The sequence below is a fragment of the Chryseobacterium electrogenes genome, assembly GCF_053553015.1.
Genome location: NZ_JBNPPB010000002.1, coordinates 171,012 through 184,849, shown reverse-complemented (window position 1 = coordinate 184,849; position 13,838 = coordinate 171,012). Strand labels below are relative to the sequence as shown.

Annotated in this window: 12 protein-coding genes; 1 reads left to right on the top strand and 11 read right to left on the bottom strand. The window is 34.6% G+C overall.

Annotation, left to right across the window (positions count from 1 at the left end; translation table 11 throughout):
• Position 1 precedes the first annotated feature (1 nt).
• The 10 genes from sucD to gyrB form a co-directional block, all read right to left on the bottom strand.
• Entirely contained in the window at positions 2–874 is an 873-nt protein-coding gene (sucD, locus tag ACQQ6V_RS00850; protein ID WP_448843706.1) for a succinate--CoA ligase subunit alpha, read from the bottom strand.
• 106 nt (positions 875–980) lie between these two features.
• The gene (locus ACQQ6V_RS00845; protein ID WP_448843705.1) at positions 981–1,880 is read right to left on the bottom strand and encodes a UDP-3-O-(3-hydroxymyristoyl)glucosamine N-acyltransferase; all 900 of its coding nucleotides are present in this window, start codon (positions 1,878–1,880) and stop codon (positions 981–983) included.
• Positions 1,881–1,983: 103 nt separating this feature from the next.
• The gene (gene efp / locus ACQQ6V_RS00840) at positions 1,984–2,547 is read right to left on the bottom strand and encodes an elongation factor P (RefSeq protein WP_448843704.1); all 564 of its coding nucleotides are present in this window, start codon (positions 2,545–2,547) and stop codon (positions 1,984–1,986) included.
• A 46-nt stretch (positions 2,548–2,593) separates the two neighbouring features.
• Positions 2,594–3,382: an acyl-ACP--UDP-N-acetylglucosamine O-acyltransferase gene (gene lpxA, locus ACQQ6V_RS00835; protein WP_448843703.1), complete on the bottom strand. Its 789-nt coding sequence runs from the start codon at positions 3,380–3,382 to the stop codon at positions 2,594–2,596.
• 3 nt (positions 3,383–3,385) lie between these two features.
• Positions 3,386–4,780 carry a bifunctional UDP-3-O-[3-hydroxymyristoyl] N-acetylglucosamine deacetylase/3-hydroxyacyl-ACP dehydratase gene (locus ACQQ6V_RS00830; RefSeq protein ID WP_448843702.1) on the bottom strand — a complete coding sequence of 465 codons (1,395 nt, stop codon included), beginning with the start codon at positions 4,778–4,780 and terminating at the stop codon, positions 3,386–3,388.
• Between the two features lie 36 nt (positions 4,781–4,816).
• Positions 4,817–5,830 (bottom strand): UDP-3-O-(3-hydroxymyristoyl)glucosamine N-acyltransferase, encoded by a 1,014-nt coding sequence (gene lpxD / locus ACQQ6V_RS00825; protein ID WP_448843701.1) that lies wholly within the window; start codon positions 5,828–5,830, stop codon positions 4,817–4,819.
• Positions 5,831–6,132: 302 nt separating this feature from the next.
• The gene (locus tag ACQQ6V_RS00820; RefSeq protein ID WP_448843700.1) at positions 6,133–7,347 is read right to left on the bottom strand and encodes an HD domain-containing protein; all 1,215 of its coding nucleotides are present in this window, start codon (positions 7,345–7,347) and stop codon (positions 6,133–6,135) included.
• 42 nt (positions 7,348–7,389) lie between these two features.
• Positions 7,390–8,238, bottom strand: coding sequence for a diacylglycerol/lipid kinase family protein (locus ACQQ6V_RS00815; protein ID WP_448843699.1), 849 nt, complete (start codon positions 8,236–8,238; stop codon positions 7,390–7,392).
• Between the two features lie 78 nt (positions 8,239–8,316).
• A complete protein-coding gene (locus tag ACQQ6V_RS00810; protein WP_448843698.1) occupies positions 8,317–9,117 on the bottom strand; it encodes an RsiV family protein in 801 nt (266 codons plus the stop codon).
• A gap of 129 nt (positions 9,118–9,246) precedes the next feature.
• Positions 9,247–11,181 (bottom strand): DNA topoisomerase (ATP-hydrolyzing) subunit B, encoded by a 1,935-nt coding sequence (gene gyrB, locus ACQQ6V_RS00805; RefSeq protein ID WP_448843697.1) that lies wholly within the window; start codon positions 11,179–11,181, stop codon positions 9,247–9,249.
• A gap of 211 nt (positions 11,182–11,392) precedes the next feature.
• On the opposite strand from gyrB, the gene ACQQ6V_RS00800 reads away from it, so the two are divergent.
• Entirely contained in the window at positions 11,393–12,076 is a 684-nt protein-coding gene (locus tag ACQQ6V_RS00800) for a DUF2490 domain-containing protein (protein WP_448843696.1), read from the top strand.
• A gap of 53 nt (positions 12,077–12,129) precedes the next feature.
• Here the strand turns inward: ACQQ6V_RS00800 and lysS are convergent, their stop codons facing one another.
• Positions 12,130–13,827 carry a lysine--tRNA ligase gene (lysS, locus tag ACQQ6V_RS00795; RefSeq protein ID WP_448843695.1) on the bottom strand — a complete coding sequence of 566 codons (1,698 nt, stop codon included), beginning with the start codon at positions 13,825–13,827 and terminating at the stop codon, positions 12,130–12,132.
• Positions 13,828–13,838: the final 11 nt, after the last annotated feature.

Genomic DNA, 13,838 nt, shown 5'->3' with positions numbered 1-13,838 from the left:
ACTATGCTAATACTTTAGCAACTGTTGCACCAATTTCTGCTGGAGAATCTACAACATTAATACCACATTCTCTCATGATTTCCATTTTAGCCTGTGCAGTATCTTCTGCTCCACCAACGATAGCACCAGCGTGTCCCATTGTTCTACCTTTAGGCGCAGTTTGTCCAGCGATAAAACCAACAACTGGTTTCTTAGATCCGCTGTCTCTGTACCATCTTGCAGCTTCTGCTTCTAGAGAACCTCCAATCTCACCAATCATAACAACAGCTTCTGTCTCTGGATCATTAATGAATAATTCTAAAGCTTCTTTAGTTGTTGTTCCGATAATTGGATCACCACCGATACCAATTGCAGTAGAAACACCGTAACCAGCTTTCACAACTTGATCAGCAGCTTCGTACGTTAAAGTACCTGACTTAGAAACGATACCTACTTTACCTTTTTTGAAAACGAAACCTGGCATAATACCGATTTTAGCCTCATCAGATGTGATAATACCAGGACAGTTAGGTCCAATTAATCTACAATCTTTATTTTGGATATAGTTTTTTACTTGTACCATATCTTCTACAGGAATACCTTCTGTAATACAAACAATTACTTTGATACCTGCAGCTGCAGCTTCCATAATTGCATCTGCAGCGAATGCTGGCGGTACAAAAATGATACTAACATTAGCTCCCGCTTTTTCTACAGCATCTGCCACAGTGTTGAAAACAGGCTTACCAAGATGCTCTGACCCTCCTTTTCCTGGAGTAACTCCACCTACTACATTAGTCCCATATTCAATCATTTGTCCTGCGTGGAAAGTACCTTCATTTCCAGTAAAACCTTGTACGATTACTTTAGAATCTTTGTTAACTAATACTGACATTTTATTATATTTTTTTGATTTTTAAAAATTAAATTTATACACACAAAAATAGGCAATATTCTTGGAATTAAGAATCTTAAACTATATTTTTTGACTTTAAAAATTCTTAAAGATTTTTAAGTTTGACTTCTTTTTTCAAATATTGTCTGAATTCTTCGGCGATTGAGCCAAAATATGTTCCTTTTTTAAGATCTCTATTGACTCCGGTTTTTGCTAATAATACTACACCAGACGCTATCGTAACGCCAGATGCCATACCCACTTGCCCCCAAATGGTAACATCATCTTCTATAATACAACATCCTGCAATCCCTGTCTGAGAGGCTATAAGACAACGCTTACCAATGATTGTGTCATGTCCAATCTGGATTTGATTATCCAATACACTTCCTTCTTTGATAATGGTAGAATCCGTAACGCCACGATCTATGGTACAACCAACGCCTATTTCTACATTATTTTCTATGATAACATTACCAACAGAAATTAATCGGTCAAATTGCCCTTCGTATTTTCTGTAATAAAAAGCATCGCCTCCCAAAACGGTATTGGATTGTATGATAACATTATCACCAATAATTGTTCTGTCTCCAATCACAACATTAGGAAAGATGATACAGTTTTTACCAATTTTAACATCATTTCCTAATACCACACTTGGATGAATCTGTGTATTATCACCTATTATAGCGGGAGAAAGCTCTCCGAAGAAATTAGTAATCTTAGTAAAATAAGTGTTAATTTTATTGAAATCTCTGAAAGGATCATCAGAAATTAATAGAGCTTTTCCTTCTGGACAGTCTACTTCTTTATCTATTAAAATAATTGTAGCGTCAGAATTAAGTGCTTTATCATAATATTTAGAATGGTTAACAAAAACAATTTCTCCAGCTTTTACACGGTGTATTTCGTTAGTTCCTAAAACTATAAAATTATCATCACCAACATAATTAGCATTAATTAATTGGGCAATTGTTTTGAGATTTTGAGGTTGATTAAACGTCATATCTTTAGTATTAAAAAAATTTCAGGTTTTAGATTTCTAGTTAGTCATTAATTATGTCTTAACATGAAATCCAAAACCTGAATATATGATTAATTGTAGTTAATTATTTAACACGCTCTATGTAAGAACCGTCTTCTGTGTTAACTTTAATTTTGTCTCCTGGCTCAATAAAAAGAGGAACCATTACTCTAGCACCAGTTTCTACGATAGAGTTCTTAAGAGCATTAGTTGCTGTGTTACCTTTAACACCTGGATCAGCTTCTACAACCTCTAGATACACTGTTAATGGGATCTCAGCAGATAATGGAGATTCGTCCGCTTCTTTCAAGATGATGGTAATCTCTTCGCCAGCTTTCATAAACTGAGCGTTCTCAATCATTTCTTTATTGATATAAATCTGAGTAAAATCATCATTATTCATAAAGTGAAAACCATTGTCATCTTCATAAAGATACTGGAATTTTCTGGTGATAACCTTTACTTCTTCGATTTTGTGTCCTGCAGAGAAAGTATTATCTAATACTTTTCCGTTGGTTACACTTTTTAATTTTGTTCTAACGAAAGCAGGTCCTTTACCTGGTTTTACGTGTTGAAAATCAATAATTTTGTATATATCATTGCTATATTCTATGCAAAGACCTTTTCTAATATCAGCAGTTGTTGCCATTAATATGATTTATTTTAATTATATAATATAAATAAGAACCTTGTTATTACTCTCTAGAAGAGCCATAACCTTTTACGATACCTCTTGGAGAATTTTGGATGAATTGAATAATCTCATCACGCTCCATAGTTGGTAACATTTCTTTTTCTACAAATTCTATAGACTGAGCGGTATTCATTTTCATTTGGAAAATTGCTCGGTATATTTTTTGAATTTCGAAAATTTTATCATTACTGAATCCTCTTCTTCTAAGTCCTACAGAATTAATCCCAGCATAAGAAATAGGCTCTCTAGCTACTTTTATGTAAGGCGGAATATCTTTTCTTACCAAAGATCCTCCTGAGATCATAACGTGCTTGCCAATTTTCCCGAATTGATGTACAGCACTAAGACCACCCATCACAACGAAATCACCAATTTCTACATGTCCTGCAATACCACAAGCATTAGCAATAATTACGTTATTTCCAATATTGCAATCGTGAGCAACATGGGCTGTAGCCATAATTAGGCAATCGTTACCTACTTTGGTAAAACCTTGCGCCTTAGTCCCTCTGTTAATAGTAACACACTCTCTAATAACGGTATTATCTCCAATGTAAACCATAGAATCTTCTCCGTCAAATTTAAGATCTTGAGGTATGCCTCCAATTACAGCACCTGGGAAAATCTTACAGTTTTTCCCTATTCTAGTACCTTGCATAATGGTAACATTAGATCCTATCCAACATCCTTCTCCTATCTCTACATCTGCGCCTATAGTTGTAAATGGCTCTATGGTAACATTCTTACCAATTTTTGCACGAGAATCTACTGCTGTAAGTTGATGAATCATAAATTAAATTTTATTTTTTGCGACCTGCGCCATAAGTTCAGCTTCTAATGCTACTGAATCCCCCACATAACCATATCCTTGCATATGCACTATACCTCTACGGATAGGTTCTATTAATTCTATTTTGAAAATCAAAGTATCACCAGGGACAACTTTTCTTTTGAATTTTACTTTATCAATTTTAATAAAATAAGTAGAGTAATTTTCTGGATCAGGAACGCTTGCTAATACCAAAATCCCTCCAGCTTGTGCTAATGCTTCTACTTGTAATACACCTGGCATAACAGGTTCTTTAGGAAAATGCCCCACGAAGAAAGGTTCGTTCATGGTAACATTCTTTAAGCCAACAACATGAGAATCTGACAATTCTAAAACCTTATCAATCAATAAAAATGGTGGACGGTGAGGCATTAATCTCATAATCCCATTAATATCAAAAACTGGCTCTTTAGTCAAATCAAAATCAGGAACATTTTTTCTTTTCTGAAGTTTCCATTGACGATTAAGTTTCTTAGCAAATTGTGTGTTAACAAAGTGACCAGGCTTGTTCGCAATTACGCGACCTTTGATCTTTACACCAACCAAAGCTAAATCTCCAATGACATCTAGCAACTTATGACGTGCAGCTTCATTAGGAAAATTAAGCGTTAAGTTATCCAAAATTCCGTTAGGTCTAATAGAAACCTCTTCTTTCCCGAATGCTACTTTTAGTTTTTCTGTAATCTCTGGTGTAAGTTCTTTATCAACGTAAACAATAGCATTACTGATATCGCCACCTTTAATTAAATTATGATCTAGCAATTGCTCTAACTCATGTAAAAAGCTGAAAGTTCTTGCAGATGCAATTTCTTCTTTAAATTCAGAAATATTTTTTAAACTGGCATTTTGAGTCCCTAATACTTTAGTCCCAAAATCTACCATTGTTGTAATCTCGTAAGTATCGGAAGGAATTATTGTAATTTCTGATCCAGAAACAGGATCTACATAACTCAATACGTCTTTTATCACAAGATATTCTCTATCAACGTCTTGCTCTTGTACTCCTACTTTCTCTATAGCTTCTATAAAAAAGATTGAAGAACCGTCTAAAATTGGTGGTTCGGAGCTATCCATTTCTAGGATAACGTTGTCTAGATCCATCCCAACAAGTGCCGCTAATAAATGCTCACAAGTATGGATTTTGACACCTAGTTTTTCTAAAGTAGTCCCTCGCTCTGTTGTGGTAACATAATTAACATCTGCTTCCACTTGCGGACGTCCTTCTAAGTCTGTTCTAACGAATACAAAACCTGTATTTTCTTTTGCAGGTTTCATGGTTAAGTTTACTTCTTTACCTGTGTGAAGGCCAATTCCTGAAAGATTAATATCTTCTTTGATGGTCTTTTGTTTATCACTCATATTAAAGATTTTATACCAGTAAAAATTACTGGATTACTATTTATTTTTTTCTAAATTACTAATTCTTTCTACAATACTTGTAAAATTACGGAAATGAACATAGCTTCTTCTGTAATCTCCAGCAGAAATTGCTGGCGACCCATAAAGAACATCTTTATCTTTAACATTACTGTTAACTCCGCTTTGTGCTTGTATTTTTACTTGATTACCGATATGGATATGCCCGACGATACCTGCCTGTCCTCCAATCTGATTCCAGTCTCCTATGGTAGTAGAACCTGCAATACCAGCTTGTGCAGCAATGACATTATTCTTGCCAATTTTCACATTATGAGCTATCTGTATAAGGTTATCAATCTTAGTTCCTTTTCCTATAACGGTTGACCCTATCGTTGCACGGTCTATACTACAGTTAGAGCCAATCTCTACATCGTCCTCTAAAATAACATTACCTAACTGAGGAATTTTTTTGAAACCATCTGGACTTGGCTGAAAACCAAAACCGTCTCCTCCTATAACTGTATTAGAATGTATCACACAATTATCACCAATCACACAAGCATCATAGATTTTTGCACCACTGTCTATTTTGCAGTTATTTCCAATTCTTACAGCTTTACCAATGTAAACTTGTGGGGAAATTTGACAATCATTACCAATTTTTGCTTTGTCTGAGATATAAGTAAATGCACCAACATAAGTATTCTCTCCTATTGTTGCAGTCTCACTCACCATTGAAGGTTGCTCTATCCCAGTTTTCTTTTTCCTAAGATCTTGATATAAATTCATCAGAACCTGAAAAGAAAGATAAGCATCTTCTACTACTATAATAACAGGATTATAGTGTTTATCTTGTAATAATTTTTCGGAAACGATGATCACAGCACAATCTGTGGTATCTAAATAATCTACAAACCGTTCTTGACCAACGAAAGAAAGATGACCTTTTTGACCATCTTCAATAGGCGAAACGCCCGTAATAACGGTGCTTTTCTCGCCAATTATCTTGCCATTTATAAAATTTGCAATTTGCTCTGCTGTAAATTCCATATCCTGCAAAGATAATAATTTCTTAAATATAGATTAAGTTTTTGATACATTTTTACAATTTTGTCAAACTGAATATTGTCACATCTAAAAATTAGCATGATATCTACATAGAAAATTAACTACTTTTGGATAAGAACAGTCTTCTTTTTCTGACTAAAATTCTCGCAATTGCGCAATAGGGATAGAAGCGGCATCCTTTATAATTAAGAGGATCGAACATAGTGAAAATCCTCTTAATTATAAAGATACAGCGGATAGCCCGACCCTAGCCTGGGATTGGCCGGTGAGGGAATTGCCAAAATCTAAAGCGCCTCTCTAGGGAAAAAGAGAATATGCTTGGTATTAGATTGATTGATAAAACTGGATAAAATTTGATTTTCTGATTGCTCTAATGTTACGACACGTCCCGTTTTTTCTAATAAAAAAATAGGTTGTTTTTCTGAATCGTATGGCAATAAACTTCGGGATATCTGACCTACCAACTCATGCCCATCTGTAATATTGAAATACGCATTAGTTTTGGCGATTTTATCTTGAATAAACTCTTCGGTAAAATATGACGATGACGACATAGACTTAGGAAACTGACGATAGATAACGGCTTTGCACAAATAGGACAAAATAATATCCGGATGTACTGTCCAGGATTTGATGGCTTGCATCACATCAACATCATCCAACAATGTAAATCGGGCAATATCCTCTAGACTTGCTTCTTGAAATTGAGTTCTTTCTAAAAAATATTTAAGATTAGAAGGCGCTTCTAGATTTTCTCCTGCTATAGTCATTGCCTTTGCACGCGCTAATATTTTCACCAATAAATGTTCTGATAACGCAGCAGTTTTATGATAATAAACTTGCCAATACATAAACATCCTAGCGGTAAGATAATTCTCTATAGAATAAATACCCTTAGCGTCTACAACCAACTCGTCATCTTTGACATTAATCATAGATATAATACGTTGCGTATTGACATTGCCTTCTGATACGCCCGTGTAGAAACTGTCTCTTTTGAGATAATCTAGACGATCTACATCTAATTGCGATGATATTAATTGGTTGAAAAACTTTCTTGAATACTGACCTTTAAACATCTCAATGGCAAGCGATAACTCACCGCCGAACTCTTCATTCAGTTTTGACATTAATAATAAAGACAACTTTTCGTGATGCCAATTATCCATCAACATATTTTCTAAAGCGTGAGAAAATGGCCCATGTCCAACATCATGCAGCAAAATGGCTAACATTGCCGCTTTTTCTTCTTCTTTGGAAATCTCTACGCCCTTCAACTTTAATGTTTCTAATGCAGTAAACATTAAGTGCATTGCTCCTAAAGCATGATGAAATCTAGTATGCTTGGCGCCCGGGAAAATCAAAGATAATAATCCCGTCTGCGAAATCCTGCGTAATCGCTGAAAATATGGATGCTCTATAACATCATATAAAATCTCGTAAGGAATTTTTACAAAACCGTGAACAGGATCGTTAATAATTTTGAGTTTATTATGCATAAATTTCGAATTATGCTCAAAGATAAAGACTTTAAAAGTAAATTAAGGTATCAAAATCTTTAAACTTTTCGGGAGTACCTTAACATGGACTGGAGATTGTATCTTATGATGCTCTCCATCCAGATGCCAAGCTTCTGAATCTACTGTAAAAGAGATTTCCGATGCTGAGATATATTGCAAATATTTATTAGGCTTCAATGATTTTGTAAACATTTTATAAGCGAAACCTAGCCCAGATATAAGAGGGAATTTCTTTACCAAAGCCAATTCTACCAATCCATCCTTAGTGTCTGCATGCGGTGCAATATATGCGTTATTACCAAACTGTCTTGTATTGGCAACATTAACCATCATATATTCTCCATCAAATTTTTTATAAGCTTCCTCAAATTGAACTTTAATAGGTTTAAAATCAAAATACTTCTTCAAAGTGATTTTAACATAACTTTTAAAACCGCGTTCTGAGCCTTCAAAGCCTTCAATAATATTACCATCTAGACCAACGCCAGAAACATTAATAGATAATTGATCGTTAACCATAAAGGTGTCAATTTGCTCTACGTTAGCTTTTTCAATTTTTTGTAATAATTGTATTATATCTTTGCTAAATTGATTTTCTCTTGCAAATCCATTTCCGGATCCAGCAGGGAAAACAGCCAACACTTTATTGGTATTAACTAATGGACGAGCTACTGTAGAAATAGTACCATCTCCTCCTACTGCTACAAAAAGATCAACATCATCCCAATGTTGATTTATAAAATCATAACACTGCTCTATCGATTTTGAAATTAAGAACAAAGGATTATCTACATGCTTTTTTAATTGATTAACAAACGATTCAAAATCTTTTGATGCAGAATAAGGATTAATAATATATGCCGTTCTCATAGTTTATTTAAAAAAATACTCCGACAAAAATCGGAGTATAAGAAAGTGCAAAGTTAAGCTTTTTATTCAATCTAATAATTAAGACTTTACACGTTGTAAGAAGTCTGATTTCAGCTGATCTTTAATATCAGTCCAATTAAGTTTAACATAAATGACGCCTGCCGCATATGCCGTAATTTCGTATTGATTATACACAAAGGTGATGCTATCCTTGTCAAAATAAAAATTCTTAGTAAGTGGTATCACATCTACCAACAGCATATCTCTAACCGCAGCATTTTTCTTATTAAAACCCTTCATTAGAATTTCGTTCCAAATTTTATCATCAGAATTTTTCACGATATTATTTAATAAAATACTTTTATTATTTTTGAGGTCAAAAGCTTTATAAACTTCATTATAATAACCGTGAGCGCCACCCGAAAATCCAGAAGATTCATAAGCTAAAGTCAATATATTATTTTCATGAGAATATAGTTTCATCTCAGATTTTTGATCCCAAGTCTGCGGAAAATCTGGCAGATAATCATCTTCTATATTTTCTGTTTTGAAGTAATGCTGCTTGTCGACTTCCAAAACTTTTTGCAAACCAGCTTTAGAAAAATCTTTAGTCTTCAAATAAGTCGGAGCATAAATGCTATCCAAAACCGATTGATTTTTGATATTATCAAATACAAGAACTGATTGCTCGTAGGACATCGTTAACTTATCATTAACCTTTATAGAGTCTACTACTTTGACAGAATCTATGCGTAACTGTTGTACTAACACTAAAGAATCTCCAATATTCTGATGGTTATCAGAAACTGTATTTTCTTTCTTTTTACAGCTTAGCAATGTAAGCCAAATTAAGGCAAATGATAGAATGGCGTTTTTCATAATTGATTAGTTTTAATTTGACAATAAAGTAACAAAAAAACCTCCCAAATTAGGAAGGTTTTGTAATTATTTAAAAATATTCTTTATTGACGTCAAAAAAAAACATCTTTAATATTATAAAATCATCAATTATACATCGATGCGTGCATAGACTGCATTTTTCTCAATAAATTCTCTTCTTGGAGGTACTTCGTCACCCATCAACATAGAGAAAACATTATCGGCTTCTACAGCATTTTCTATTGTAATCTGCTTCAATGTTCTATGATCTGGATTAAGCGTTGTATCCCAAAGTTGCTCAGGATTCATCTCACCAAGACCTTTGTATCGTTGTACTTCTACACCTTTACCATCTGGCGACATCTCCAATGTAATCTCCTCACGCTCTTTTTCATTGTAAGCATAGATCTTCTTATTTCCTTTTTTCAAAAGATACAAAGGTGGTTGAGCGATATAGATATAACCATTCTCAATTAACTCTTTCATATATCTAAAGAAGAATGTCAAAATCAAAGTAGAAATGTGAGAGCCATCAATATCAGCATCGGTCATGATAACAATCTTGTGGTATCTTAACTTAGCGATATTAAGCGCTTTAGAATCTTCTTCTGTCCCAACACTTACACCTAAAGCCGTATAGATATTCTTAATTTCATCGTTATCATAAACTTTATGTAACATAGATTTTTCTACGTTAAGGATCTTACCTCTTAATGGCAAAATAGCTTGGAAATGACGGTCACGACCTTGTTTTGCCGTACCACCTGCAGAATCCCCTTCGACTAAGAACAACTCGGACTCAGCTGGATCTTTAGAAGAACAATCGGACAATTTACCAGGAAGTCCAGAACCACCCATTGGTGATTTTCTCTGTACCATCTCTCTTGCTTTCTTAGCAGCTTGTCTTGCTTTAGCTGCCAAAACTACTTTCTGTACAATAATCTTAGCTTCTGCAGGATTCTCTTCTAAGAAGTTAGTTAACATCTCGCCAACAATCTTATCTACTGCACCAGAAACTTCTGAGTTACCTAATTTAGTTTTAGTCTGACCTTCAAACTGAGGTTCCATTACTTTTACAGAAACAACTGCTGTTAATCCTTCTCGGAAGTCATCACCAGTAATCTCTACTTTTTCTTTTGCAGGAATCCCAAGATCATCTGCATACTTCTTAAGTGTTCTTGTCAAAGCACGTCTAAAACCTGCCAAATGCGTCCCACCTTCGTGCGTATTAATGTTATTAACGTAAGAATGTAGATTTTCGTTAAATGATGTATTATAACGCATCGCTACTTCTACAGGAATCCCTTCTCGCTCGCTCTCCATAAAGATCACGTTCTCCATGATAGATTCTCTGTTACCATCAATATATTCTACAAACTCCTTAAGACCACCTTCCGAATGGAAAATCTCAGACTCAAAACTTCCATCTTCATTAGGATGTCTTTCGTCGATCAAAGTAATTGTAATCCCTTTATTAAGGAATGCCAATTCTCTAAGTCTTGTGGCAAGTGTGCTATAATTATAAACTAATTCCTGAAAAATAGTATCATCTGGTTGGAAAAATACTTCTGTCCCTCTCTCACCTGTTGTACCAATTTCTGCCACATCTGCAAGAGCTTTACCTTTAGAATATTTCTGCTGGTACAATTTACCATCACGGCTAACTGTTGCAACTAGAGATACAGATAATGCATTAACACAAGATACCCCAACACCGTGAAGACCACCAGAAACCTTGTAAGAATCTTTATCAAATTTCCCTCCAGCTCCAATCTTGGTCATTACAACCTCTAAGGCTGACTTCTGTTCTTTCTCGTGAAAATCTACAGGAATCCCACGACCGTTATCTTTCACAGAAATACTTTCGCCTTGGTGTATGGTCACTGTAATCGTATCACAATGTCCTGCTAATGCTTCATCAATAGAGTTATCTACGACTTCATAAACCAAATGATGAAGACCTCTAATACCAACATCACCGATGTACATAGATGGTCTTAATCTAACGTGCTCCATGCCCTCTAAAGCTTGGATACTACTGGCTGTATATTGTTTTTGACTCATTAATTTTGATAATTTCGATAGCTACAAATATATGAAAAATTAATGAATTTACCACACAACTTACACTGCTAAAATACCTTAAATTCTTAAAAAAAACAGTCTTACAAATTCATTTTGAACTAATAAATAAATTGTTAAATTATAGATAAATCTCGCTATCATTTTGAAATTAAATAGAAACACTCTATTTTAGCAAAAACATTGAAGATCTATGAAGTTAAAAATTGCTATTGCTACTGCCTTTCTTTCTTTTTTGACGCTTAAAGCTCAAAAATCAGACACAGGAAACTGGTTAATGCTTTTCGGGAACGAAAAATTGGACTCTAAATTCAATCTTCATTATGAAGTACAATACCGAGATTACGATATCTTAAGCGACCTCAACCAATTGCTCCTAAGAACCGGCGTTGGATATAATTTGACAGAAAACAATAATAACATTTTACTCGGTTACGCTTACGTGCATTCTCATAATTATGATGCGGATCAAAATATAAAACAACTAGACGAGCATCGTATTTTTCAACAATTCACAACCAAACAAAAAATAGGACGCGTCAACCTCAACCATCGTTACAGAATTGAAGAACGCTTCTTAGAGCCTAAAACAGAGGTGAGATTCCGTTACCAATTAGGCATTAATATTCCGATTAACAATTCGACTTTAGTTAAGAATACATGGTATGCTAATGTCTACAATGAAATCTTTATCAATGCCAAAAAAGATGCATTTGACAGAAATAGACTATACGGTGCCATCGGTTACGTTATTAATGACAATATAAGAGTTGAAGGTGGTTTTATGAACCAAACCGTAACAGGCAAAAGCAGAAATCAACTGCAAATCGGATTTTACTTGAACGATATTTTCAAGCTTAAAAAAGGAGACAATTAAATATAAAAAAAGCTATCCAATTGGATAGCTTTTTGGTTTTATTACAATGAATATTATACTAGTTTTACTAACAAAACATCATCAATTTTTTCAACTTTCACTAAGTTATTTTTGGTTAAAGTTTTAGATGCTTTATCCCATTTTTTACCAGAAAGTTTAGATTGTTCTTTAACATCGTTTAGTGACATTTGCTCGCCAGACTTTAGAATATCAAGAATTGCTTTTTCGTCATCACCCAATTCTATCTGAGGAACTACTTTTTCTGGTTTCATCTGAGGGAAGAACAATACTTCTTGGATAGATGGATTGTTAGTTAAGAACATAATCAATCTGTCCATACCAATTCCTAATCCAGATGTAGGCGGCATCCCATATTCTAAAGCTCTTAAGAAGTCTTCGTCAATAAATCCAGTTGCCTCATCATCTCCTTTTTCTGCTAATTTTAATTGCTCTTCAAAACGCTCTCTTTGATCGATTGGATCATTAAGCTCTGAGTAAGCATTTGCGATTTCTTTACCACAAACCATTAATTCAAAACGCTCAGTCAATCCTTCTTGACTTCTGTGTTTCTTGGTTAAAGGTGACATTTCTACTGGATAATCCGTAATAAAAGTCGGCTGAATAAAGTTACCTTCACACTTTTCTCCGAAAATCTCATCAATCAACTTTCCTTTACCCATCGTCTCATTAACATCGATACCAATAGATTTAGCAAAATCAAATAATTCTTGCTCAGTTTTTCCTGTGATATCAAAACCTGTAAATTTCTGGATCGCTTCCGTCATAGAAACTCTTGGATAAGGCGCTTTCCAGCTAATGGTATGCTCACCAAAAGTAGACTCTGACTTTCCATTAACCGAAGTTGCACAGAACTCCAACAACTTCTCAGTAAAATCCATCATCCAGTTGTAGTCTTTGTAAGCTACATAGATTTCCATAGCGGTAAATTCTGGATTGTGCGTTCTGTCCATCCCTTCATTTCTGAAGTTTTTAGAAAATTCATAAACACCATCAAATCCACCAACAATCAATCTTTTAAGATATAATTCGTTAGCAATTCTTAGATATAAAGGAATGTCTAAAGCGTTGTGATGCGTGACAAATGGTCTTGCCGCTGCACCTCCAGGAATAGATTGTAAAACTGGTGTTTCTACTTCAAAATAACCAGAATCATTAAAGAAATTTCTCATTGCTGTGAACAATTTTGTTCTCTTGATGAAAATTTCTTTCACATGAGGATTAACTACCAAATCCGCATAACGCTGTCTGTAACGCATTTCTGGATCGGTAAATCCGTCGTGAGTATTACCATCTGCATCCACCTTAGGCAATGGAAGCGGACGAAGTGCTTTAGTTAACAATGTGAAGTTTTTCACATTAACCGTTTTTTCACCAACTTGAGTGATAAACAAGTCACCTTCTATACCGATAATATCTCCAATATCTAAAAGTCTTTTATAAACCTCGTTGTAAAGCGTCTTATCGTCGCCTGTACATATCTCATCTCTGTTAAAATAAACCTGAATTCTACCTGTAGAATCCTGCAACTCAGCAAATGAAGCTTTACCTTGGATTCTTCTGGACATTAATCGTCCTGCAATCTTCACCTGCTTACCTTCTGCAAAGTCCTGTTTTATGGATTCTGTAGTATCCGTAATTGTATATTCTTCTGCTGGGAAAGCATTAATTCCCATATTGCCGAGTTCTTCTAACTTTTGACGGCGAATAATTTCTTGTTCAGATAATTGCATTATAATTCAAT